Here is a 22,627-nt window from a genome sequence, read left to right on the forward strand (position 1 = left end):
AGGTCGTCCGCGCAATACCATGTAGATGTATCGGTAATTCGCGCCAATTACTTTAATCCCTAAGAGCGCGGAGGGAAGTGAACGCTTCCATTGCGATGAGGGACAACTAACTGGCCCCCACCGCTGGAGTACATCGGCGCGGCGATGAATATCGACTATGGCTTGCTGGCAGGGTCGCTGGAGCCACTCGGCGCCGTTTCGAGCGGCAGGCGCACGAAGAACGTGGTCCCCTTGTTCATTTCAGATTCAAACCAGATCTTTCCATCATGTTTCTTTACCGTTGCGTAGGCCAACGTCAAGCCTTGACCTGTGCCTTTCCCCACCGGCTTCGTGGTGAAGAAAGGCTCAAATATTCTGGACCGGATTGCCTCGGGGATTCCCCCTCCGGAATCCCGGACGGCGATTTCCACCGCGCCGTCCTGTTGTTTCGTGGAGATCGTAATCGTTCCTTTGTTGCCAGTAGCACCCACTACATCTCCAATCGCGTGCGCTGCATTGACAATGAGAATCAGTAAAACTTGATTGAGTTCTCCCGCAAGACAGGGAACGAGAGGCAGATCGGGGGACAAATCTGTCTTCACCTCAGATACGTATTTCCATTCATTTCGAGCGACGGCAACGGTGGTCTCGATTGCGCGGTTGAGATCGACGGCTTGCTTCTCGCGGGAGCCCGGATGCGAAAACTCCTTCATCGCCCGGACGATCATGGTGATCCGATTGACTCCTTCTCGCGACTGGTCGAGTGCAAGCGGCACTTCGGTTAGCAGGAAGTCGATGTCGGCAGCCGCTTGCTCGAACTTCGAGACTGTCTCTTCGGCAACGCTTCCCGTACGTGCTTCCCCGCTCATGCGCGTCCCGCTCGCGATCAGTTCCTGGATCGATGCCCAGCTGTCTTTCAGGAAAACAAGATTGTCCCCGACAAATTGCGCGGGAGTATTAATTTCATGTGCGATTCCGGCAGCCAACTGGCCGATCGCCTCGAGTTTCTGAGCCTGCTGCAACTGACCTTCTAAGTCTCTGCGCTCGGTCGTGTCCGCTCCCAAGATCAGCAGCTCCCCGGTACCTCGACTTGGGAAGTGCACCCACTTACTGCTCAGCCCCAAAGAGCGCGGCCGATCACACTTGCGGAACATGAGTTCTTCAAGCTGGCCCTCTCTTCGTTCAGCCAGGCATGTATCAAACAGATTCGAGATGTCGGACCGTAACCACTGAATTCCGCAATTGCCCAAAATCTTTCCCAATACTTCGTGTCTCTGCAGGTCGAAGGTTTGTTCCGCCGCGCGATTCCATCGCGTAATCTTCGAACGGTTGTCAATCCCGATCAGAATCGAAGGGACGGAGTTGATTACAATTTCGGCATCGGCATGCGCCCGGCGCAGATCCTCTTCGCTCTTGACCTGGACGGAAATATCTTTGTAGATCGTGTACGATCCGCGCGTTCGGCCTCGTTCAACAGGGACAGTGTGCAATTCCAGATGCAGGATCGTGCCATCTTTTCGGCGCCTGCGGATTGACTGATTGGTTTTGGTTTTGGTCGACGCGAGTTCAGGAAGAAGGAACTCGCGTGGATCCGTACCGCCGATTGAAAAGAGCTCTGCAAGATTCCTTCCCTCCGCCGCGCCAGGAGAGAGTAAAAACAATTCTTCAAATGCGTCGTTCGCTAGTTCCACTCGCCCATCTTTATCGAGTACAACGATGCCGAGCGGGCTGTTCTGAATGAGGGAATTCAGGTAATGAGCTTGATTCGATAGGTCGGATGACATGCGATGACGCTCGCTGACCTCCGACCCAACCAAGAGACCGGCCGCAGACAGTACGAACATCACGAGTCCCACGCTCCAAACGCGAGATTCCGTGGGCGGATAGAAATGCAGTGCGACGACGATCCCGAAGTTCATCGCCAAAAGGGCGGTGGCCACCCTGCGGACGCCGTGCCGCATGGCGATCCAGATCATGGGAATGAATCCCACATAAAAACGGCCGTTGGGTCGGAACATGATCCAGACCGCAAAGGTAAGCGTCACGGTCTGTGCAGCGGCTTCCACGAAAGTGGCCAGTGCGAACTTGCGGGCCTCCGCGGAGTTGGTAGATTGCACTTTCTTGTCCCGGCCATTGAGGTAGCCGCGAACTCGGGGAATAACATGGATCAGAAGAAACGGGGCCACACCGAGTACTCCGATCTCGTCTCCGCAAAACCATCCCAGACAAGCTGGCCAGAACTCCGTCCAGGCGAATCGAGCCCTCAGCCACCAGGCAACACACGCCGATGGCCGTCGATACGGCTGCTGCAATGCTTGTTACCGCCACGTAACGGACTACATCCCGGCGCCGGCGCAAGCCCAGATCGATGTGCAATGGGCCGCGCAAGACATGAGCCGCCAGGGCATAGGCAATGGCGATCCCGACAGTACCCACGGTCCCGCTGGCCGTCCACACGGGTTGGCTGTAGATCAACACTCCTGCCAAGCCACCTGCAAAAGCAACGAGAAGCGCATACCGGGGATTGATTCCCAGAATCAAGGCGAGCCCGAGTCCCGTTGCTGGATACCAGGCAATCTGTCCGAGATGAGTGATCACGAGGACTTCCGGGCGGTTTAGCGCCAAAAAGAAACACAGGAACATCACTGACAGAATGGTGTGGCGAAGGATGCCATTCGCCCCGAATATCGGAAAATGCTCGCCCCGGCTTGAAGAATTCCGGTTGGAACTGGTTGCTGGCCAGAGGAAGCGTGTTAGAGGTGGAATGGACATGGAATGCCTTACTGCGGGCTCTCCAGAACAGCTTTCGGCAGCATGCTTTGCCGCAGTCCTTCGACCTCGGTCAAAAGTCCCAAAGTAGCGAGGGTCTCTTTGTCCGAGTCTCGAAATGAAGGGGCGTTCACACACCCGTCCAGCAGGTCAGCCACATAGACGGCAACGGCGCTGTCCCAGCCGGAGTATGGAATACGAGTGGGGTGGTGGTGGTGCGCTATCGCCTCGACTGCCAAATGCGGGATGCCCCACAGCCCCAGCAGGTAGGCTCCGATTTCTGCGTGGCTGGTTCCTAGCACCTGCTCTTCCGCTTCAAAAAAATCGCAGTGCTTCTCATCGGCGAATTGTTGCACCGCACAGAATTGTTCGGGTAGCCTGCTGGCCAGGATAAGTTTTCCTACATCATGAAGGAGTGCCGCAATGATCGTGGCGTCGCGAAGGTTCTTGGCTACGGGTAACTCAGCCGCGATCACCGCGACCCGCTGGGCGTGTTCCGCCATCCCTTCCATCACGCCAGGATGGATTCGGCGATCAGGCACAAATGCCTTGAAGGTGTCGGCCACCAATACCAGATTTCGTATGGTATCCATCCCCAGATAGCTCACCGCCGCGCGCAGGTTCGTCACTTTTTGTGCCAACCCGAAGAAAGCACTGTTCACGAGTTGGAGGATTTTTGCTGACATGGCTATGTCCCGCTCGACGATGTGGGCCACATTCTCGATCGTACTGCTCTCGTCCGAGACTGCCTTGGTGAGCGAAATATAGGTACCCGAAAGGGACGGGAGTTCGCCAACAGCTCCGACTACCTGGCGAAGTTCGGGGCGACCTAAGACCTCCTGCAAGGCACAAACGCGGTCAATCGTGGATTGCAGTTCGATCGCGTTGCACGGTTTTGCTAGAAAGCGATGCGCCACTGGGATGGCCCGACTGGCAGCCTCTGGATCCGATTGACCGGAAAGAATGATGCGAGCTGACGCCGGAAAGCGATCACGGATTTCGCTCAAGAGTGCTGCTCCATCCATTCCCGGCATTCGCATGTCGGAAATCACGACGTCGAAACTGCCGGCCTCGCAGGCCTTCAAGGCTGCTTCTCCGCCCACGGCAAACTGCATGTCCCAACGCGTCCGATCGGAGTGCAGCATACGCCGGATTCCATCGAGGATCTTGCTCTCGTCGTCTACGAAAAGAATCCGTTTCACGCGTGTGCTCCGATCGCCGGACTTGTCAGACTCATGCCGTCCTTGGGGAGTCGGATGATAAAAGTCGTGCCCCTACCCGCTTCAGTTTCGAAATGGATGCTGCCTTTGTGCTTATCTACGATCACCGAACGTGCGATTGCAAGACCTTGACCCGTCCCCTTGCCAACTTCCTTGGTTGTGAAAAAAGGATCGAAAACACGACTCCTCGCTTCTTGCGGAATCCCGGTGCCCGTATCCTGAACCCGGATCTCCACGCAGTTCTCGCAACCACGGGTTTGCACGCTGATCTTTCCCTTGGCGGAGCTGTTGGCGCGATTGACGTCTGCGATCGCATGCGCGGCATTCACGATCAGATTGAGAATCACCTGGTTAAACTCGTTCGGCAGGCATGGCACGTTGGGCAGCGACGCATCAAAATCGGTCTCCAAGTCAGCCACGTACTTCCACTCGTTGCGGGAAACTGTGATAGTGCTCTCGATCGCCCGGTTGAGGTTCACCGATGTTTTTTCTTTCGTTCCGGGGTGGGAAAACTCTTTCATCGCGCTGACCAGTGTTGCGACTCGGCTGACCCCTTCGAGCGTCTGATCGATAGCCTTTGGTATTTCCTCCAATAGGTAGGGCGTATCCGCTTTTTGAACGGCAGTCGCAACCTCCTGAACGGTTTCGGGTGCAAGAGAGTTCTCTTCGGCGGCCGTCAATAACCGCTGATAGCCGGTCAGGACCGTTTTCAATTCTCCGAACGAATCTTTGAGGAAGCGAACATTGTCCCCGATGTATTGGGTGGGCGTGTTGATCTCATGGGCGATTCCGGCGGCGAGTTGTCCGACGGATTCGAGCTTTTGCGCCTGAAGGAGCTGCTCACGGAGATGATTGCGCTCCGAGATGTCCTCGGTGACTCCTTCGTAGAGAGCCACGATTCCATTGCGCCGGACCGAGCGAGCGCTCGAGGTCATCCAGATCTTGCTGCCGTCTCGCCTGCGGACCTCGCATTCAAAATTCTGAACGCTCCCTCGGGTTTCAACGAGTACTTTGAATTCGTCACCCCGCTTGGACTCCACGAATTGTTGCGCGAAGAAATTGTCGATCGAACTGGTCATTTCCTCTGGCGAGTTGTATCCAAACATCGATGCCATGGCCAGGTTGACGCGCAACAATCGGCCCCGAGGAGTGCTCTGAAACATGCCAAAAGAAGCTTCGTCAAAAATTTCGCGGTAGTTGCGTTCGGCGTCCAAGAGTGCCGCTTCCGCGATTTTGCGTTCGCTGACGTCATTGACCATCATCAAGGCGGCCGGATTCCCGTCCCAGACGATCTGGTTCAGTCTGACCTCGGTCACGATCGCCGTGCCATCACGGCGCACATGTACGATTTCTTTTGTGTCATGCGTCTGAAGGGCCGCCAACAGGTCTTCCGTGCTCCACAATGGTTGCAGTGCGCGGATCGTCATGCTCAGCAATTCGTCGGACGTCGTTCCATACGTGGCCAGCGCCGCATGGTTCGCTGCCACGATGCGAAAGGTGGTCAGATCAAAAACGAGTTTGGGCAGAGGGCTGCTCTCGAACAAATGCGAGTAGCGCTCCTTGCTCAAGGCAAGCTGCGATGCGTTTTCGGCCAGGCGGCGATCCACTAAAGACGTAAGTAGAGAAAAGCCCAGGATTACCAACGTCACACACACGATTGTTCCGTTGGCCAGATTCGAAATGTCGATGGCATTGGAAAGATCCGGGAGATCGGCGGTCGGCATGAAAGTGGCGGCGGCCATGCCCGTGTAGTGCATCACCGGAATTGCCAGACCCATAGCTAACGCGATTGCGAACTTGGTTTGCCAATTTCGATCGTGTCCGCGGGAGAAGCGGATGAGCAGCATTCCGGCACCAGCAATTACTACCGCCAGGAACACCGAAATGAGCCACAGAACACGGTTGTAGTGGTGCATGGCGGCGAGGCGCATGGCCGCCATTCCCGTGTAATGCATGGTCGCGATGCCGGTGCCCATCAGAAGGCTTCCGACGAACACATCGGACATCGTCATCTGTTCCCGGCTGGCCACGTAGAGGGCGATTCCACAGGCTAGGACCGCCGCGACCAGAGACAGGATCACGGTCGGGATGTGGTAATAAACCTTCACCGGCAGTTGGTAAGCCAGCATGCCGACGTAGTGCATCGACCAAACACCGCTTCCCATGGCAAATGCGCCTCCCGCGAGCCACGTGAGGCGAGCGCGTCCGCGAGTAACCACGATCCGCTGGGTAAGATCCAGAGCGACGTAGGAGGCGAGAATCGCGATCGCTACCGAAAGAGCGACCAGCCGAAAATCATATGTCGAGGGAATTGTGACCACCGTGTTGCCCCCTCTGCACTGCCTAAAAATTGTCGCCGGGGAGGATTTATCGGCACGAAACGTAATTTTCGCCAGTTACCGTGACCGTCGCCGTGTGATTCGCTCTGCCAAATCCTGCCGAACTGATTGAATTGTGCCGATTAAGGGCTAACGATCAAGGTTGTTGCCTGAATCCGGACACCGCGCCTAAAGACGATCAGGGTCGCACCTCGGGTCAGGGTCACGGAGCCCAATGGCCGGCAGATCGTCGAGGTCTCCACATGACTGAAAAGATTCTGTTTGTAGACGATGAATCCGCGGTACTGGATGGTTACAAGCGGATGCTGCATCGCGATTTCGAAGTCCACACCGCGATCGGTGGGGATCAGGGCCTGGCCGCAATCCACGAATGCGGACCCTATTGCGTCGTGATCTCGGATATGCGGATGCCGGGGATGAACGGAGCGCAGTTCCTGTCGCGAGTACGGCAAGAAGCGCCGGATACGGTGAGAATGTTGCTTACAGGATTTGCGGATATGACCTCCGCCATGGACGCGGTGAATGAGGGAAACATTTTTCGATTCCTTACCAAACCCTGCGAAAAAGAGGTCATGAGTAAGGCCATTACAAGCGGGCTGGTGCAATATCGCCTGATCACCGCCGAGCGCGATCTCCTCGAGAACACGTTGATGGGCAGCATCAAGGTGCTGACTGATGTTCTCGGCGCGGTCAGCCCCGAGGCATTTGGCCGGTCCATGCGGATTACCCGCTGCGTACGTCACCTGGTGGAAAAGCTGGGCCTTGATGCGCCATGGCGGTTTGAAGCGGCAGCCATGCTTTCCCAGCTCGGCTGCATCGCTCTCGAGCCGGACCTAATGCAGGACGCCTATATGGGGACTGAAATGACGCCGGAAGATCAGGCTCGATTCGCCCGTCATCCCCAGCTGGCACGAGAATTACTCGTAAACATTCCGCGACTCGAGCCGATTGCCTGGATGATCAGTCAGCAACTGGCCAAAGATCCGTCTCGAGACGTTCCGCAACATCCGGCTTTGCCGCAAGACACGATAACGCTGGGGGCGAAGCTACTTAAAGTGGCCATCGCCTTCGACAATTTCAAGATGCAGGGTCTATCAGACGAGGAGGTCGTCGAGCGGCTTCAGGCGCGTAGTGGCGAATATGGACGAGTTGTCGTCGATGCGCTCACGGGCATGAAAACTGAAAACTCGGGAATGGAGCTTCGAAAAATACCGACTGCGAGATTGGCCGCGGGCATGGTGCTGCAACAGGAACTGCGAAACAAGGCCGGCATCCTGGTGGTCGCCAAGGGCCAGGAAATCACGCACGCTCTCTTGCTCAAGCTGCAGAACTTTGTCCGATTGGGGACCATTGATAAGGAAACAATGGCACTCGTGCCGGTGTAAGGTTCAACTCGCACGTCATCGAGTTAATTCCGGCGCGACGATATTCCCACTGTTTTATTTGTTGCAGTCGTTAGTAGGACATGCAGGGCTGATGGGATCATCGCCCTGCAGCCACACCCAGGTGGTGATGCCGCCAACGATGGCGATTCCGGTGTAGACAGCGGTGGGAGAGCTGAGAATTCCACCACCCGCGGCCGTAGTCGCACCGGGACGGCGTTTCGGGTTCTTCTTGGCTGCTACTGCGCAACCGTCGTCGCGCGTTGCCTGCTCACCTTCTTTAACCGTCTTCGAATCCTGGTGGTCTTCGACCGTTACATCGCCCTTTGTGGCAATTACCGTCACGTGCCCATCGGTATGGGTGAATTGATATTGCGTCGGCGTATTGTTTACAGGTCTAGCTTTCACTTCGCAGGCATGAGCTTCAAAGCCTGACCCGGTGTTGACTCGGACCGATCCCCGATCGACGCCCACCGAGGGCCCTTCGTATTTCACGAGCGAATCCGAAAACACCATGACCGACGAACCGTTGGTGTTGATGGTCGCGGAAGCGTCCTGCTTGGTCTCGAGAGCGTCTCCAGGGAACACAGCGACGGACTTCGGTATCTCTGTCCCGTTGACCGTTGCCGAGCCGTTCACGTAAACCATTCCGGAAGCCGACTCTTGACCCAGCAAGCGAACTGGAACGAGCAAAGTCAGTGCCATACTGACGACAGGCAGAAACACCCTCTGGGACATGTCGAACTCCGGTTGTGATTTGGATCGTTCAGGTCATCGTAATGCGCAAGTGGGAGCGCGGGAATTGGCCTTGTTGGTACCCCGAATATCTTCGAGGGAGCTTGAATTCGACTCTTCTGGACCCGATTAGCTCTGCAATCGACAATCGGGAGTGGTCGAGGTAACAAGCTTTTCAAGCTAGGGAACTACTTTGGCGATAACGTCAGGCCAGATATCGTCTGACGATTGATGCCCAGCGAATCTTCCGATGCACCATCATCCCCCGTTCCGTATAATCATCCTACCCAGCCGCTGTGTCGGAGGTACTCATGTCCGGTCGCATCTTGATCGCCGCTTTGATCCTTCTCTTGTTAGTTCCTGCGGCAAACGCAAAGAATAAGAAGAAACCTGTGCTGCCCGACTACGTGCTCAACGCCCAGACGGTCGTAGTTGTGATCCATCCTGACGCGGGCGAGCCTTTGAACAATCCCACTGCCAATCAAACTGCGCGGGAGAACGTCGAGAAGGCGCTCAGCGAATGGGGCAGATTCCACATCGTCATGAGTGCGCAGATCGCCGACTTGGTCATTGCCGTGCGCAAAGGCCACTCCAGCGGTCCAACCATCGGTGGTGCGCCGGGGGATGATCGTCCAGTCATTTATCAGCCGAGTGATACGGGCGTCCGCATTGGCGGACAGCACGGCCGGCCCCCTGATCTTACTGATCCCGGTCTGAGCCGATCGGCGGACGGAAGGTCGGAAGACCGAGGACCGCACGTGAAAAACGAGATTGGTCCCGGCGAAGATATGCTTGAGGTCTATCGTGGAGGAGGGGAGTATCCGCTGGATGCGCCGCCAGTCTGGCGCTACATGGCTAAGAACTCCCTGAATCAGCCGGCAGTTTCCGCAGTCGAGCAACTCCGCACCGCCATTAATGAATCCGAGAAGCAGCGCCCGCAGAAACCCTGAGATCTTGGGCACTGTGTTTTGACGTGCAAGGTCGGCGAGGAGCGCGCGCTATGAGAACAGTTCGCTCTGCACCTGCACCAATTCCACAGGCATCGAGCACTGGTCGTCATCATTGGCGGCGTGATTGACTCGCGTGCTCACCGGAAAGCTGCGCATCAATCGAGCATCGAAGGGACGCAACAACTCCGACACCACGCTGGCATCCCTCATCCCGGGATCAAGCCACAGATCATAGTGATCCGGATCAAGAATCACCGGCATGCGGTCGTGAACGGATGCCGTGACCGCGTTTGGAGTCGTCGTCAGGATCGAACATGTCTCTAGCATTCTGCCGTTGGGATCACGCCACCGATCCCAAATCCCCGCGAAGCCGAACAATTTCCCGTCGTTAATCTCGAAACAATAAGGCTGCCTGGTCTTCGCTTTCCGCTGCCATTCGTAGAATCCGTCCGCCGGAACCAGGCACCGGCGCGACTGTAGCGCGTCGCGGAATGCCGGTTTTGAATTCGCCGTCTCCGACCGTGCATTGATCAAACTCGCTGCGATCGAAGCATCCTTAGCCCACGAAGGAATCAGTCCCCAGCGAACCAGCGATAGTTCGCGCCGAGGCTCTTTCGGATTCTGTCGAATCACAGGCACCGGCTGCGTTGGGGCAATGTTGTAGCGTGGCTCCCACTCGACCTCGCTCGCATCAATCCCGAAATGTTCTTCAAGAATCTGCTTTCTCCGGGAGAGCTTGTAGCGTCCGCACATAAAGAAATTATGGCAGATCGGAGTGCGTTGCAGGAGGGGCGGGGTGTCCCATACATCGCGTACTTTGCGATGTATGGGACCTAAGAGGTGTGGCGCGATCAGGAGTTCTTCGTGAAGCTGCCAGTAGACTTGCACGGACGCCAGTTAGTTCTGCAACGCTTCCAACGCCAGGCACGAGTCGTGATCAGCGATCACCGCGCCGTTCGGGTCGAAATGGATGACGCCGTCTTCGGTCGAACAATAGCTCGTGTATGCCGAACCGTCGATCGGTGTGGCTGCGACGAAGTATTGCACCGCCGGTGTTCCGCCAAGGCCAACGGACGTAAAGCTGTAGCCGCTCTTCGTGCCGGAAGCGAGTTGGCTGTCGATCAGGCAGGCGCTGGTCGGGTCCGGCGGAGTGCACGAAGTACCGCCCAGAGCGGCCAACGTCGGCGCGTAGCCATCATTCGGAAAATCGTTCATGTACATGATCATCGACGAGTTGATGGTGCGTATCGAACTCACTGCCGACGCCTGGTTGGCAGCCCCGCGCGCATGCAGCAGGTTCGGGATGGCAATCGCGGCGATGATGAGAATGATCGCGACCACGATCAGTAACTCGATTAGCGAAAACCCTTTCTGGTTGCTCTGGCTCGTCATGTTTGTAACTCCTGTTACTGAAGTAACTTTCGACCTAAGTCGGCGTTCAGTCACTTGTCGGAGGAGAGCAGCAAGTGCGGGGATACTTTCCATAGAGCAACGCCCGCGCCAGATGGTTTGTTGTGTGGATTAAGTGACTTAGGAGGGACCGCGAAATCCGCGATGTGCAACTCTTTTCACATCTTTGCAGCAGAGCTGCGCAATTAGGAAACTTTGAAGTAACTTCGGCCCCGCGCTTTCAGCCGCGTCCCCTGAATTGAATAATCCGCCGCCGGTCGCGTTTGGAAGGCCGTCCTGCAGGCAATTCTTCAAACTGCATCATCGCTTTGCGCTCTGCTGCGACCTTTATTCGCAATTCGCGACTCTCGTCCGTTTCTCGATAGAGCGTCTGTGCCACTGAAGCCGGACCGCGCACTTCGCTCAGCAGCAAAACTTCCACGTGAAATTCTCCGCCCTCGTTGGTCACGCGCAACATATCTCCGACGTGCACGTCGCGTGCTGCTTTGGCGGGCTGTCCCTTGGATAGGATCCTGCCCAGTTCGCAGGCTTTGGACGCCATCGCTCGCGTCTTGAAAAATCGCGCCGCCCACAGCCACTTATCCATTCGTACGGAGTTCGTCATTTATTTTCTCTCATCACCAGACCAAACGGGCGCGGACTGAGGCATGTGGTAAGATGCAGGCCGACTTCGCCCCCTCGAAGTTCACGTACCAAGAATTTTCTACCCCACACTCAAAAGTTTTTTGTTGAGCAGTCCAGGAGACCTTATGCCGGCCCGACTCACCACTCTGTTGACCTGCGGCATTATCGCGCTTTCGCTCGCCGTTGTTCCAGGGTTTGCCATCACAAATACGCATTCGATTGAAGGATATTCGAATGTGCTGAGCGTGGCTCCCGGTGGGAAGGTCAAATTTTCGGTCCATGTCCCCGCCGGACGAACCCAATATTCCGTCGAGATCTTCCGATACGGCACACTAGACAACGGCGGTAACGCGATCGGGCAAAGCATTGCAGGTCCTTTTTCTTGCGCCAACGGAAGGAGGCGCAATTTCGACGCGTTCAATGCGTATGTGAACGGCGCAAAGTGGCCGGCCTCTTTTACCTTGAAAGTGCCTTCGGCGACCTCGAATGGTATCGCTCCCTGCACTCTCGCTGTGATACCCAAAACTACCTGGCGATCGGGATATTACACTGCCAAAATAACCGACGTCGCAACCGGGGAATATTTCCACATTACGTTCATCGTCAAGGACAACGCAAAAACTCAGAAGAGTATTGCTCTGATCGCGTCCACTAACACGTGGACGGCTTACAATTTCTGGCCCGGCCAGTCCTGGGGTGGATCCTCAATCTATGACGGCTGCGGCAGTCCGGGGCGCTTTGAAGTCACTTTTCTTCGTCCGAATCCTTATGCTTCGCCCGAAGCGCACGACGATGTCAGCCAGTGTCCCGACCTTCCGTACTACCGCACCGAGCACCTGGCAGCCGGGGAACTGCGCGTTGCCCACTGGCTCGAAAACAATGGTCTGAGCTACTCGACCTTGACGGATTGGGATTTGGCTAGCATTTCTGGCGTACTCGATCCCGCGGTATTCAAGACGGTCTTCATCACCACGCACAGTGAATACTGGTCACAATCGATGTACGACGCGCTGATGACCTATATGGCTCGAGGTGGGAACGTCATTTCGCTTTCGGGCAATACGGTCTTCTGGCAGATCAATCTCAACGTCACCCTCAAGAACCGGACCTTGCAGAAGCTAGGCAACTGGACCCCGCAACAACAAGCCAAGTTGCTTGGCCTGGGATCATTCGGGTCTTCCGGTGTGGGCAATGCGGACTGCGTTCCGTATGACCTCGATCTCCCGAACCACTGGGCCTTCCAAAATCTCTCCGACAAGAACGCGATTGGCTTCGCTGGAGTGATTCTGGGTACGACCACGTGTTTGGACGGCGGCCACGGAGCGGGCGGATGGGAAGTGGATCGAACGGATCCCTCCGTGCATGTCTTTGCTCGCGAATATGCCTTGCTGGCGGAGTCGCGCAATCAGTTACAGCACGCCAACCTCGCGTACATGCATCGCGCCTCAGCCGGACAGGTGTTGAGCGCTGGCTCCATCACTTTTGGCCAGAGCCTCGTTGTCGATCAACCGCTGTCCACCGTACTGCTTACCGCACTTGGGAGGTTCAATAAGCTTTCCTTCAGCGACTTCAGCGGCGACGGTAAACCGGATCTACTCGCGCGCAAGCCCGATGGAACTCTCTGGCGTTACAACGGCGACGGATTGGGAGGCCTGATCGCTGGCGTCCAGATCGGCTCCGCGTGGGACGGTTTCGACATCGTGTTTTCCCCCAGTGATTTCGATGGCGACGGCAATGCCGACGTAATCGCGCGCGATTTTAACGGTGGGCTATGGCTGTACCGCGGCAAAGGCGACGGCACGCTTCAGCCCAGCGGAGTGCAGATCGGGACTGGCTGGCAAGGCTTCGACAGAATCGTTTCTCCCGGCGACTTCGATGGCGATGGTCACGCTGATCTATTGGCGCGGAAACCGGACGGTACCCTCTGGCTCTATTCCGGCAACGGGACGGGCGGGTTGATCACTCCCGCAGGGCCGTTTAATACCGGTTGGCAGATCTACGATGCGCTGGTTGCTCCCGGTGACTTCGACGAAGATCGCTTTCCCGATCTGCTGGCCCGCAAGCCCGATGGCACACTCTGGCTCTATCGCGGTGACGGCCACGGGAATTTCATTTCCGGGGCAGTGCAGATCGATGCCAACTGGAATCAATTCGTAGAGATGATTACTCCCGGGGATTTCAACGGCGATGGTCATGCCGACGTCCTTGGCCGCAAAGCCGACGGTACCCTCTGGATGTTTAATGGTTCCGGAGACGGCCACTTCCAGCAGAATGGCGGCGTGATGATCAATGTGGGCTGGGATGTCTTCAACACCGTCGTCGGCGTCTGGTAGCAGACACCCATCGAATCGATTGCCTCGGGATAAGGACTGGGGTCCGGAAACTACTTCTTCAACTCCGCCAACCAGTTCGTCACCAGTACCAGCGGCGTGGGAGCGCTTTCCGGGTAGGTGCTGAAGATCAGACGCTGGCCGTCGGGGGCGACATCGAAGGGATTGCCAACGGGGGCCACATAGTTCATTCGGAACATCGTACGGACCGGGTCTGAGGCAAACTCTTTGCCATTCGTATTGACGCTGGAGGCCTGAACGCTGATATCGATTCCGATGAACCATAATTCCTTGCTGTCGGCTCGCCACTGGGGGAAGGTGCCTCCATTTTGCGAGACCTGCCACCTTCCCTCGCCGCTGGGAAAATGGGTGACGTACACTTCTTCTCTTCCGGATTCGGTCGAACTGTAGGCGAGCCACCGTCCGTCGGGCGAGAGACGGAACTGAACGATACGACTCTGCGGAGATTGCGGTTGCACGACGGGAAAAGATTTCTTGTCCCCCGTCAAGGACAACGCCCAGATGGCCGCGTTGGTCGGACCGCTCTGCTCAATGTGGACCATGTATGTTCCGTCCGGCGACCACTGCGGCGAGAGAAGGGTGCGAGCAGCCGCGGAGGCGGACGGATCGCTTTGCAGGAGAACCTCCTCTTGGCCGCCGCCACTCGCCAGCCGCGCGCAGATCGTCGTCCCGCTCATGGCGGTCGAACCGAACTGTTTCACATACACGACGCGCTGCCCGTCGGTCGACCATGACGGCATCAGGTGAGTCGCACCGCCGAAAGTCAGGCGCGTGCGCGATCCTCGCGTCAAGTCGAGCACCCAGATATCGGCTTGCGGATCGCCCATGCTGACCGCCAGGCGTTTCCCGTCTGGAGAGATACGGCCACTTCCCTTGTAAAAATTTCGCTCTGCGACTTTGCTCAACTGTTTGCCGCTTCGGTCGAGCCAGAACAGATCGGTGCCCAGCGTTTTCGATCCTGGTTCATAGACCAGGAGGCCGTTCTCGCTGGCTGCAAAAGTGGTGTGCCAGGTTCCCGAGTCGTATTCCACCAGATTCGCGATCGGCGTCGGATCGCCGGAAACCACTCCCGTAGACGGATCGAATTTCTGCGCAAGCAATTGCGACTGCAGATGGTAGAGCAGATATCCCGAAGCGTACTGGGCATCGGAATCTGAATCCAGCACGTGCTTGTAGGAACCGTCCGCGAGCGAAGCGAAATAGATACCCTGTTCTGCGTTCCCGGAGTGATTCGTCGCGAAGAAAATAAAATGCTTGCCGTCGGGTAGGAATTTCGGCCAGCGGTGCGTCGTATGCTTGCCCGCTTCGAATTTGGTGAGCCGCTGCGGCGTCCCGCCCGTAGCCGTGATTCGAAACAAGGAATCACGGTAGTCCGGCTCGTAGATGATGACGTTGTCCCGGTTCCATGACCCGCCTCGTGGGTTAGGCGCATCGGCGAGGTCGGTCACGGGTCCGCCGGCAGCCAGTACCTTCTTGAGGCGGCCATCCGCAAAAAATCCTATAAATTTTGAGTCGGCGGACCAGAAGGGGAAGGAAGCGCCGTCGGTGCCCTCCAATTTTTTCGGCGTCAGGTCGCTGAGCGACTGCACCCAGATCGCGTCGCGCTCCTTCTCATTGCGCGCGCAGAACGCCATCATGGTGCCATCCGAGGTGATCACCGGTGGTCCGGAAAAATCGCCGGTGAAGTCGAATCCTGTATTCGCCGGCGGAGGCAAAAACGAACGTATGGTCCGCGCTGGTTCAGGCTGCCGCAAACTTGCCCACACCAGCGCCGCAAGCAGCGCCACCACCACCGCAGCCCACGGCAGATGCTGCAGCCAACGCCGTCGTGAATCCACAACCGGCGCAGCACTCACTCCCGATCCGCTCGCTGCGATCCAGCGCAACTGGCGCGCAATGTCCGCGGCGTTCTGCCAGCGGGCTTCCGGATCCTTTGCCAGACAATCGTGCACGACGTGGTCCAACGACGCCGGAGCCATCGGTTGGACTTTGGTGACCAGTTCCGGTTCTTTCTCCAGGATCGCCGATGCTACCGAGATCTGACTCTTGCCCTCAAATGCGCGGCGGCCTGTCAGCATCTCGTAGAGCACGCACCCAAAGCTGAAAATGTCACTGCGAGCATCCGCCTGCTGTCCCTGCAAAACTTCGGGAGCCATGAACTGGAACGTGCCCACAATCGATCCTTGCTGCGTCAGCGCTCCGGGCGGCGTGCCTAGAGCCGAGAGATTCATCGTCGGAGTCGATGGTGTCAGTTGTCCTTTGCCGGTGACGGGCTGTGTTCCCAGTAAGGCCACCGCCGGCTTGGCCAATCCAAAGTCCAGCAACTTAGCGCCCGAGGAGGTGAGCATAATGTTCCCCGGCTTGAGATCACGATGGACAATCCCCGCCCGATGCGCCTTGTCCAATGCCTCGCAAATCTGCTCGCCGCACTCCAGTGCCAGCTTCAGCGGCAGCGGCCCCTTCTGTAGTCGAGCGTCCAGAGTCTCGCCCTGAATGTGCTCCATCACCAGAAAGGACATTCCGTCCGAATTTCCGATGTCGTGCAACACGCAAATGTTGGGATGGTTGAGCGACGAAATGGTGCGAGCTTCACGCTCGAAACGCTGTCGCGCTTCAGGATCGTCGGCCAGATGAGCGGGAAGAATCTTGATGGCGACTGCTCGGTCCAGGCGAGTGTCGAGCGCGCGATACACCTCGCCCATGCCACCCGCTCCCAGCGGGGACTGAATTTCGTACGGACCTAGCTTTGTGCCCGAGGTAAGTGACATCCGTGCGCGCAATTATATAGGCAAGCCGGAACGCCGCGTCGCCCTCGAACGCTTTGCATTCAACGAACTTAGCGCGGGTGCTTCGCCCGCCGTCGTCAACGGCGCACCTGGATCACAACTGAGTGTGACCTTCAACATCGGCCCAGCGCATTTGATGAGCGTACAATTGTTGTAGTTTTTGACAACAGGAGGAAGTTCTGGCTGAACGTGTAGCAAGCGCAGCCGGAATAGCCGATATTCTTGTTCCGCGTATCTCTTGCCGCGCAGTGTAGTCCGGCCTGGCCGGATCGACCCTTTCGTTTCCCAGTAATTCATCTGTTTCCGGTAGCATTCTTAGCAGGACAATTTATATCCACCGGAGTCCTACATGGCTCGCTTGATCGAAGTCACAGAATTAGCCCTCCGAGATGCCCATCAGAGTCTCCTGGCCACCCGCATGGCGATGGAAGACATGGTCCCAGTTTGCGAAGACCTCGACAACGCCGGATATTGGTCGCTGGAATGTTGGGGCGGCGCCACCTACGACGCCTGCATTCGCTTCCTGAATGAAGATCCATGGGAGCGACTGCGCAGCTTCCGCAAGTTGCTTCCTAAGAGCCGCCTACAGATGTTGCTGCGCGGCCAGAACCTGCTCGGCTACCGCCATTATGAAGATGGAGTGGTCGAGCGCTTCGTCGACAAAGCCGCGACCAACGGGATGGATGTCTTCCGTGTCTTCGATGCTTTAAACGATCTGCGCAACCTCGAAGTCAGCATTAAAGCCGTGCGCAAGACCGGGAAACATGCCCAAGGCACGATCTGCTACACCACCAGCCCGCTGCACACCGTCGCCGCGTTCATCGAAATGGCGCAGCGCCTCAAGGAAATGGGTTGCGATTCCATCTGTATTAAGGACATGGCTGGACTTCTCAAGCCCCAACCTGCCTACGACCTGGTGAAGGGAATCAAGGAGAAATGCGGCCGCGAAACGTTGGTTCATGTTCACGCGCACGCCACCACCGGCGTCACGCTCGTGTCGCTCATCAAAGCGATCGAAGCGGGTTGCGACATGGTGGATACCGCGATTAGTTCCATGTCGCTTGGTCCGGGACACAATCCGACCGAGAGTTTCGTCGAGTGCCTGGAAGGAACCGAGTTCAAGACGCGCCTCGACATGGACCGCATCTTGCGCGTGAAAAAACACTTTGCCACGATCCGCCCGCGCTATCGCGAATTCCTCAGCGACTTCACCGGCGTCGAGACGGAAATCTTCAAGAGCCAGATTCCCGGCGGCATGATTTCCAACATGGAGAGCCAACTCAAAGGCCAGGGCGCAGGCGACCGCCTGGAGGAAGTGCTGCTCGAAGTGCCCAACGTCAGAAAAGACGCGGGCTATCCGCCACTTGTCACGCCCTCCAGCCAGATCGTCGGTTCACAGGCGGTGTTCAACGTCCTGATGGGCAAGTACAAGGTCCTCACCGGAGAGTTCGACGACCTCATCCTCGGTTATTACGGCAGCACGCTCGGTGAAAAGAATCCTGAAGTGTTAAAGCGCGCTGAAGAGCATGCCAAGAAGCCTGCCATCACGTGTCGGCCCGCCGACCTGCTCAAGCCGGAATGGGATCACCTTCGTGAAAGTGCGGTGGCTCTCGAAGGAAATAACGGCAGCGACGAAGATGTCCTCACCTTCGCAATGTTTCCGCAAGTCGCGCCGAAGTTTTTCAAGTCCCGTAAAGATGGTGCGAAGAATCTCGGCAAAGACCCTGCCAAGAAAACAGCGCCTGCCTCCGACGCGAAGTCAACGTCGCCGGGCGGCGCGAAGCCACTCGAAGGCAGCATCCACTACGTCGTCACCTTGAACGGAAAAGAGCATCAAGTGACGGTTGCAGGCAAGTAATCCAGCCAGGAAGATGTGCTAGCCAGATAGGAGAACGAGATGGCCACAAAGACTCCAACCGCCAAAGAGCCAAACGTGAAGGAAGCAGCCGCGAAGCCACCGGTTGCACCGGGAAAACCAAAAACCATGGAGTCCATGGTTGACGAGTTGCGCAGCAAGCGCAGTCACCTCCACCTCGGCGGTGGCCAGGAGCGTGTCGATAAACAGCACGCTGCCGGGAAACTGACGGCGCGGGAACGCATTGAACGCCTCGCTGATACGGGCAGCTTTCAGGAGTTCGGCCTATTCGCCAAGCATCGCGCGATTTACTTTGGCATGGCAGATAAAGAAATGCCGGCTGACGGCGCTCTTACCGGAGCCGCAACCATCGATGGCCGTCTCGTCCACATGGCCAGCCAGGATTTCACAGTCGCCGGCGGCGCCGCTGGAGAGGTTCACAGCGACAAGATCGCCGACCTGATGAAGGTGTCGCTCAAAACTGGTAGCCCGTTCGTCTTCATTAACGACTCCGGTGGCGCCCGTGTTCAGGAAGGAATCGACAGCCTCGCCGCCTATGGCCGCGTCTTTTACAACAACGTCATGCTCTCCGGAACCGTCCCGCAGATTTCTTTGATCTGTGGTCCGTGCGCCGGTGGCGCAGCGTACAGTCCCGCACTCACCGACTTCATCATTCAGACTCGCCAGGCCCAGATGTTTATCACCGGACCGCAAGTCATCAAGCAAGTCACAGGAGAAACTGTTACTGCTGAAGAACTCGGTGGTCCCGAATCGCAGATGAATAATGCCGGTGTCGTTCATCTGATCGCGCAAAACGACGACGAAGCCGTGATGATGTGCCGCCGCCTCCTTAGCTTCATGCCGTCGAACAACCTCGAAGACCCGCCCCGTGCGCCCTTTGACCTCCCCCTTCAGGAGGATCCGGAATTCAGCCGCATCGTTCCGGTGGAAACCAAGATGGCATACGATGTCCGCAAGGTCATCCAACGCGTAGCGGACTACGAGGACTTTCTCGAAATCCAACCCGGTTTCGCTCCCAACATCGTCATCGGATTCGCCCGCTTACAGGGACGTCCAATTGGAGTCGTCGCCAATCAGCCGTGCGCTCTCGCGGGCGCGCTGGACATCAATGCGTCGGATAAGGCGGCGCGCTTCATCCGTTTCTGCAACGCCTTCAACATCCCGCTCGTTACGTTCGTGGATGTTCCCGGTTTCCTCCCCGGCGTGCAACAGGAATACGGCGGCATCATTCGCCACGGCGCGAAGATGCTCTTCGCTTACGCAGCCGCCACGGTTCCGAAACTTACGCTGGTTTTGCGGAAAGCCTACGGCGGTTCCTATCTCGCGATGTGCAGTCGCGATATGGGCGCCGATCGCGTGGTCGCCTGGCCCACCGCCGAGATTGCCGTCATGGGAGCGGAAGGCGCCGCCGAAATCGTTTTCCGCCGCGAGATCGATGCGGCTCCCGACAAAGCAGGGAAACGCAGGGAATTGATCCAGCAATATCGCGACACATTCTCCAATCCGTACGTAGCCGCTGGCCGCCGGTTGATTGACGACATCATCGAACCTGCGCAAACGCGGATGTATCTGGCGCAAGCGCTCGAAGCCCTGCACGCGAAGAGGGAACTCCGTCCACCGAAAAAACACGGACTGATTCCGCTCTAAACCATGGAGGGAGCTGAAGAAGATTCTTCGGTATGAAGCTGTTTGAGGACCGGAAAGTTTAGTCACGGAGCAAGTCCCGGAGGGACGGCCGACATTGGACGCGAGGATTGACGCATGGCACTGATCGTTCTAACTTTCCTATTCGTCGTTGCGCTCGGTCTCCTTGCTACCGGGGTATTCCTGGTGTGGCTCAAAGCGGATCGCGCCGCCGATCAGCAGCAAACAACCGCGCAACAGGTGCAGCAACTCACCAGTACGGTCCGCGCACTCGAATCGCAGATCGCGCAACTGGTCAAGGCTTCGAGTCCCGCCCCATCCCAAGTCTCTTCGATTGCAGTTGCTCCGCCACCGGTTGTGGCCCCGGCGCCTGCCGCAGCACCCGAAGAAGAAATTACGCCCGAACTCTTAGTTGTGATGGCGGCGGCTGTCACGGTGTTTCTCGGCAAGACAGTGCGTATCCGCTCCGCCAAGCGGTTGCAGTCCCCGTACGAAATCGTGAACCCGTGGGCGCAACAAGGACGCGTCTTCGTGCAAGCGTCTCATAACCTGCGTTAGCTCGCGAGGAAAGGAATCATGCTTGAAACTGCAAATCGGGATTGACGGCAAGAACTACGAAATCGAAGTTGAAGTCATCGAGGATGACGCGGTTGCCCGCCATCCGCAACATGGCCCCTACACGCCTATCGCTGCGACCATCCAGTCTTCGCCTGCGCCGCAAGCGAAAACGCAACCGGAAGTGTCCGAAGCGAATGTCAACGAAGCAAAAGTCTGCCGCAGTCCGGTCGCCGGCTTGGTCATCAAGGTCAACGTGAAGCCGGGGGACGTACTGGAAACCAATCAATTGATCATGGTGCTCGAAGCCATGAAGATGGAGACCAACGTGACCGCGGCGGTGTCGGGGAAGGTGAAGAGCGTCCGTGTGCAAGCTGGAGACGCCGTTAAGACCAATCAGATCCTCGCCGAATTTGAGTAATCAAGGAGTACTCCTCGGGCGCCGGCTACCGGCTTATTCCGCCGCCATCACCTGATATTGCTCGATCTTTCCATCCGGCAAGGTCCTCTGCCAGACCTGCAGATTCTGTTTCGCGAACTTCACTGTAAACAGACGGAAAGTCATGCCACCCCGTTCACTGCGTCGCCCTTGCGTAAAAGACTGCACAGCTCCCAGCGGAGCAAATCCCGTCGCCAGATCTTTCAACGCCTGCTCGGAAAAATAAGCATTGGCGTTGTCGCTGAATAGCCCACGGTTGATCTTTCCATTTTGCAGACCTTCGAAAATGGCGCGCGCCTGTGCTTCGTCCTTGCTGGTGTCGTCCTGAGCAAAGAGCAGCGGCGCAACTTTCTGCGCGATATCCCCGCAAGCATCGACCGCATCTTGATTGGTCAGCACAACCACGGCAACGCGGTCATCCGGAAAAACGAAATTGGAAGACGTGAATCCCGAGACCTCACCGCCGTGTTCCAATGTGCGCCGCGAAAACTGGCGCTGGATTCCGATACCCAGGCCGTAATTCGTCGCCATCCCATTCTTCAGTACGAGCGACGTCTCGAGTTCACGATAGGAAGCCGGCTTGAGCAGCGCTTGATTGATGATGCTGATGTCCCACTTCGCCAGATCCTCGGCCGGCATCGCGAGCTCTCCCGCGGCAAACAGCCAACCCTGTCCTTCTTTCGGAGCGATGCGCAGCGGGCCCAGCCCATAGCGCGTGTACCCGGTTGCGTCGGTTTCATTCAACCGTTGCTGGTCGATGTTCATCACACTCTTCATCGCGAGCGGTTCAAAAATATTCTTGCTGAGAAACTTCAGCAGTGGCGTCCCACTCGCCCGTTCCACAATCATGCCAGCCACGACGTAGCCCGTATTGCTGTATTGCCACTGCGTGCCCGGATCGAAGTCGAGCGGTTTGCGAGCCCACAGATCGAGAATCTTGTTGGCAGAAATCGGCTGCAGCATGAATGGCGGCACATAATCCTGCGGCCAGTAGTCCTGATACCCCGACGTATGCGACAGCACTTGCCGGATCGTCACTTCCTTCGCGCGCGTCAAATCCGGAATAAACCGCGCCACCGGATCGTCCAGCGAGAGCTTCCCCTGTTCTGCCAGCATGAGGATTGCAGTCGCCGTGAACTGCTTGCTCACCGACCCGATGCTGTACCGCATGCTGGACTTCGCCGCCACACGCGGCTCAAGCCGGGCATCGCCATACGCCTGGAGATACGTGATCTTTCCATCTTGCACCACTGCCACCGAAGCACTGGGCACGCCGGTTGCGGACAAAACTTGCTGCGCCGTTGCATCGATCTTGGCGCGAATTTCCGGCGCAAGCGTGGACCCTGTTTGCGCTACCGCCAGTGAAGTACACAGCAACAGGAAAACAAGCGCGAAATGATTGCGAACGGAATTGGATATCGACATCAGTGATCTCCCGTAGTTGATTTCGCGGTGAGTGTAACACGCGGATTCAGTGGATCCAGTTGCTACGACGTTGTACACAGGGCGACGGCCTAATGAATGTCCCGGAGGGACTTCCGATAATAGCCCGCCAGTTTTACTGGCGG

16 protein-coding genes are annotated in these 22,627 nt (G+C 57.1%); 7 read left to right on the plus strand and 9 right to left on the minus strand.

Annotated elements, in window-relative coordinates:
* Nucleotides 1–155: 155 nt before the first annotated feature.
* The 3 genes from HY010_05865 to HY010_05875 all read right to left on the minus strand — a co-directional run bounded on the left by HY010_05865 (nt 156) and on the right by HY010_05875 (nt 6,289).
* Nucleotides 156–2,165, minus strand: coding sequence for a PAS domain-containing protein (locus HY010_05865; GenBank protein MBI3475236.1), 2,010 nt, complete (start codon nt 2,163–2,165; stop codon nt 156–158).
* Nucleotides 2,166–2,759: 594 nt separating this feature from the next.
* On the minus strand, nt 2,760–3,950 hold the full coding sequence (locus HY010_05870) for an HDOD domain-containing protein (protein MBI3475237.1): 1,191 nt from the start codon (nt 3,948–3,950) through the stop codon (nt 2,760–2,762).
* Nucleotides 3,947–6,289 carry a PAS domain S-box protein gene (locus HY010_05875; protein MBI3475238.1) on the minus strand — a complete coding sequence of 781 codons (2,343 nt, stop codon included), beginning with the start codon at nt 6,287–6,289 and terminating at the stop codon, nt 3,947–3,949. Before HY010_05875 ends, HY010_05870 begins: the two co-directional genes overlap by 4 nt.
* 260 nt (nt 6,290–6,549) lie before the next feature.
* Here HY010_05875 and HY010_05880 point away from each other — a divergent pair, with 260 nt between their 5' ends.
* Nucleotides 6,550–7,692, plus strand: coding sequence for a response regulator (locus HY010_05880; GenBank protein MBI3475239.1), 1,143 nt, complete (start codon nt 6,550–6,552; stop codon nt 7,690–7,692).
* 54 nt (nt 7,693–7,746) lie between these two features.
* Here HY010_05880 and HY010_05885 read toward each other — a convergent pair whose 3' ends face one another.
* Nucleotides 7,747–8,427 (minus strand): hypothetical protein, encoded by a 681-nt coding sequence (locus tag HY010_05885; GenBank protein ID MBI3475240.1) that lies wholly within the window; start codon nt 8,425–8,427, stop codon nt 7,747–7,749.
* Nucleotides 8,428–8,735: 308 nt separating this feature from the next.
* On the opposite strand from HY010_05885, the gene HY010_05890 reads away from it, so the two are divergent.
* A complete protein-coding gene (locus HY010_05890) occupies nt 8,736–9,374 on the plus strand; it encodes a hypothetical protein (protein ID MBI3475241.1) in 639 nt (212 codons plus the stop codon).
* A 48-nt stretch (nt 9,375–9,422) separates the two neighbouring features.
* On the opposite strand, the gene HY010_05895 is transcribed toward HY010_05890, so the two are convergent.
* The 3 genes from HY010_05895 to HY010_05905 all read right to left on the minus strand — a co-directional run bounded on the left by HY010_05895 (nt 9,423) and on the right by HY010_05905 (nt 11,388).
* Nucleotides 9,423–10,127 carry an SOS response-associated peptidase gene (locus tag HY010_05895; GenBank protein MBI3475242.1) on the minus strand — a complete coding sequence of 235 codons (705 nt, stop codon included), beginning with the start codon at nt 10,125–10,127 and terminating at the stop codon, nt 9,423–9,425.
* 144 nt (nt 10,128–10,271) lie between these two features.
* Entirely contained in the window at nt 10,272–10,766 is a 495-nt protein-coding gene (locus HY010_05900) for a prepilin-type N-terminal cleavage/methylation domain-containing protein (GenBank protein MBI3475243.1), read from the minus strand.
* 238 nt (nt 10,767–11,004) lie between these two features.
* Nucleotides 11,005–11,388, minus strand: coding sequence for an RNA-binding S4 domain-containing protein (locus HY010_05905; protein ID MBI3475244.1), 384 nt, complete (start codon nt 11,386–11,388; stop codon nt 11,005–11,007).
* Nucleotides 11,389–11,533: 145 nt separating this feature from the next.
* Between HY010_05905 and HY010_05910 the strand changes: the two genes are divergently transcribed.
* Nucleotides 11,534–13,741, plus strand: coding sequence for a VCBS repeat-containing protein (locus HY010_05910; GenBank protein MBI3475245.1), 2,208 nt, complete (start codon nt 11,534–11,536; stop codon nt 13,739–13,741).
* A gap of 50 nt (nt 13,742–13,791) precedes the next feature.
* On the opposite strand, the gene HY010_05915 is transcribed toward HY010_05910, so the two are convergent.
* On the minus strand, nt 13,792–16,527 hold the full coding sequence (locus tag HY010_05915; GenBank protein ID MBI3475246.1) for a serine/threonine-protein kinase: 2,736 nt from the start codon (nt 16,525–16,527) through the stop codon (nt 13,792–13,794).
* A gap of 367 nt (nt 16,528–16,894) precedes the next feature.
* On the opposite strand from HY010_05915, the gene HY010_05920 reads away from it, so the two are divergent.
* The 4 genes from HY010_05920 (at nt 16,895) to HY010_05935 (ending at nt 21,041) form a co-directional block, all read left to right on the plus strand.
* Nucleotides 16,895–18,403 (plus strand): methylmalonyl-CoA carboxytransferase subunit 5S, encoded by a 1,509-nt coding sequence (locus HY010_05920; GenBank protein MBI3475247.1) that lies wholly within the window; start codon nt 16,895–16,897, stop codon nt 18,401–18,403.
* Between the two features lie 126 nt (nt 18,404–18,529).
* Complete coding sequence (locus HY010_05925; protein MBI3475248.1) at nt 18,530–20,068, plus strand: acyl-CoA carboxylase subunit beta; 1,539 nt, start codon at nt 18,530–18,532, stop codon at nt 20,066–20,068.
* Between the two features lie 114 nt (nt 20,069–20,182).
* The gene (locus HY010_05930; GenBank protein MBI3475249.1) at nt 20,183–20,623 is read left to right on the plus strand and encodes a hypothetical protein; all 441 of its coding nucleotides are present in this window, start codon (nt 20,183–20,185) and stop codon (nt 20,621–20,623) included.
* Nucleotides 20,624–20,645: 22 nt separating this feature from the next.
* Nucleotides 20,646–21,041, plus strand: a complete 396-nt coding sequence (locus HY010_05935) for a biotin/lipoyl-binding protein (protein MBI3475250.1) — start codon at nt 20,646–20,648, stop codon at nt 21,039–21,041.
* Between the two features lie 33 nt (nt 21,042–21,074).
* On the opposite strand, the gene HY010_05940 is transcribed toward HY010_05935, so the two are convergent.
* Nucleotides 21,075–22,484 (minus strand): beta-lactamase family protein, encoded by a 1,410-nt coding sequence (locus HY010_05940; GenBank protein MBI3475251.1) that lies wholly within the window; start codon nt 22,482–22,484, stop codon nt 21,075–21,077.
* Nucleotides 22,485–22,627: the final 143 nt, after the last annotated feature.

This window comes from Acidobacteriota bacterium, from assembly GCA_016196065.1.
GTDB lineage: Bacteria > Acidobacteriota > Terriglobia > Terriglobales > Acidobacteriaceae > Acidiflorens.

Excerpts from the sequence above, each read along its gene's own strand:
- HY010_05880 (MBI3475239.1), top strand. The coding sequence starts at position 6,550 with ATGACTGAAAAGATTCTGTTTGTAGACGATGAATCCGCGGTACTGGAT.
- HY010_05885 (MBI3475240.1), bottom strand. The coding sequence starts at position 8,427 with ATGTCCCAGAGGGTGTTTCTGCCTGTCGTCAGTATGGCACTGACTTTG.
- HY010_05890 (MBI3475241.1), top strand. The coding sequence starts at position 8,736 with ATGTCCGGTCGCATCTTGATCGCCGCTTTGATCCTTCTCTTGTTAGTT.
- HY010_05895 (MBI3475242.1), bottom strand. The coding sequence starts at position 10,127 with ATGTGCGGACGCTACAAGCTCTCCCGGAGAAAGCAGATTCTTGAAGAA.
- HY010_05900 (MBI3475243.1), bottom strand. The coding sequence starts at position 10,766 with ATGACGAGCCAGAGCAACCAGAAAGGGTTTTCGCTAATCGAGTTACTG.
- HY010_05905 (MBI3475244.1), bottom strand. The coding sequence starts at position 11,388 with ATGACGAACTCCGTACGAATGGATAAGTGGCTGTGGGCGGCGCGATTT.
- HY010_05910 (MBI3475245.1), top strand. The coding sequence starts at position 11,534 with ATGCCGGCCCGACTCACCACTCTGTTGACCTGCGGCATTATCGCGCTT.
- HY010_05915 (MBI3475246.1), bottom strand. The coding sequence starts at position 16,527 with ATGTCACTTACCTCGGGCACAAAGCTAGGTCCGTACGAAATTCAGTCC.
- HY010_05920 (MBI3475247.1), top strand. The coding sequence starts at position 16,895 with ATGGCTCGCTTGATCGAAGTCACAGAATTAGCCCTCCGAGATGCCCAT.
- HY010_05925 (MBI3475248.1), top strand. The coding sequence starts at position 18,530 with ATGGAGTCCATGGTTGACGAGTTGCGCAGCAAGCGCAGTCACCTCCAC.
- HY010_05930 (MBI3475249.1), top strand. The coding sequence starts at position 20,183 with ATGGCACTGATCGTTCTAACTTTCCTATTCGTCGTTGCGCTCGGTCTC.
- HY010_05940 (MBI3475251.1), bottom strand. The coding sequence starts at position 22,484 with ATGTCGATATCCAATTCCGTTCGCAATCATTTCGCGCTTGTTTTCCTG.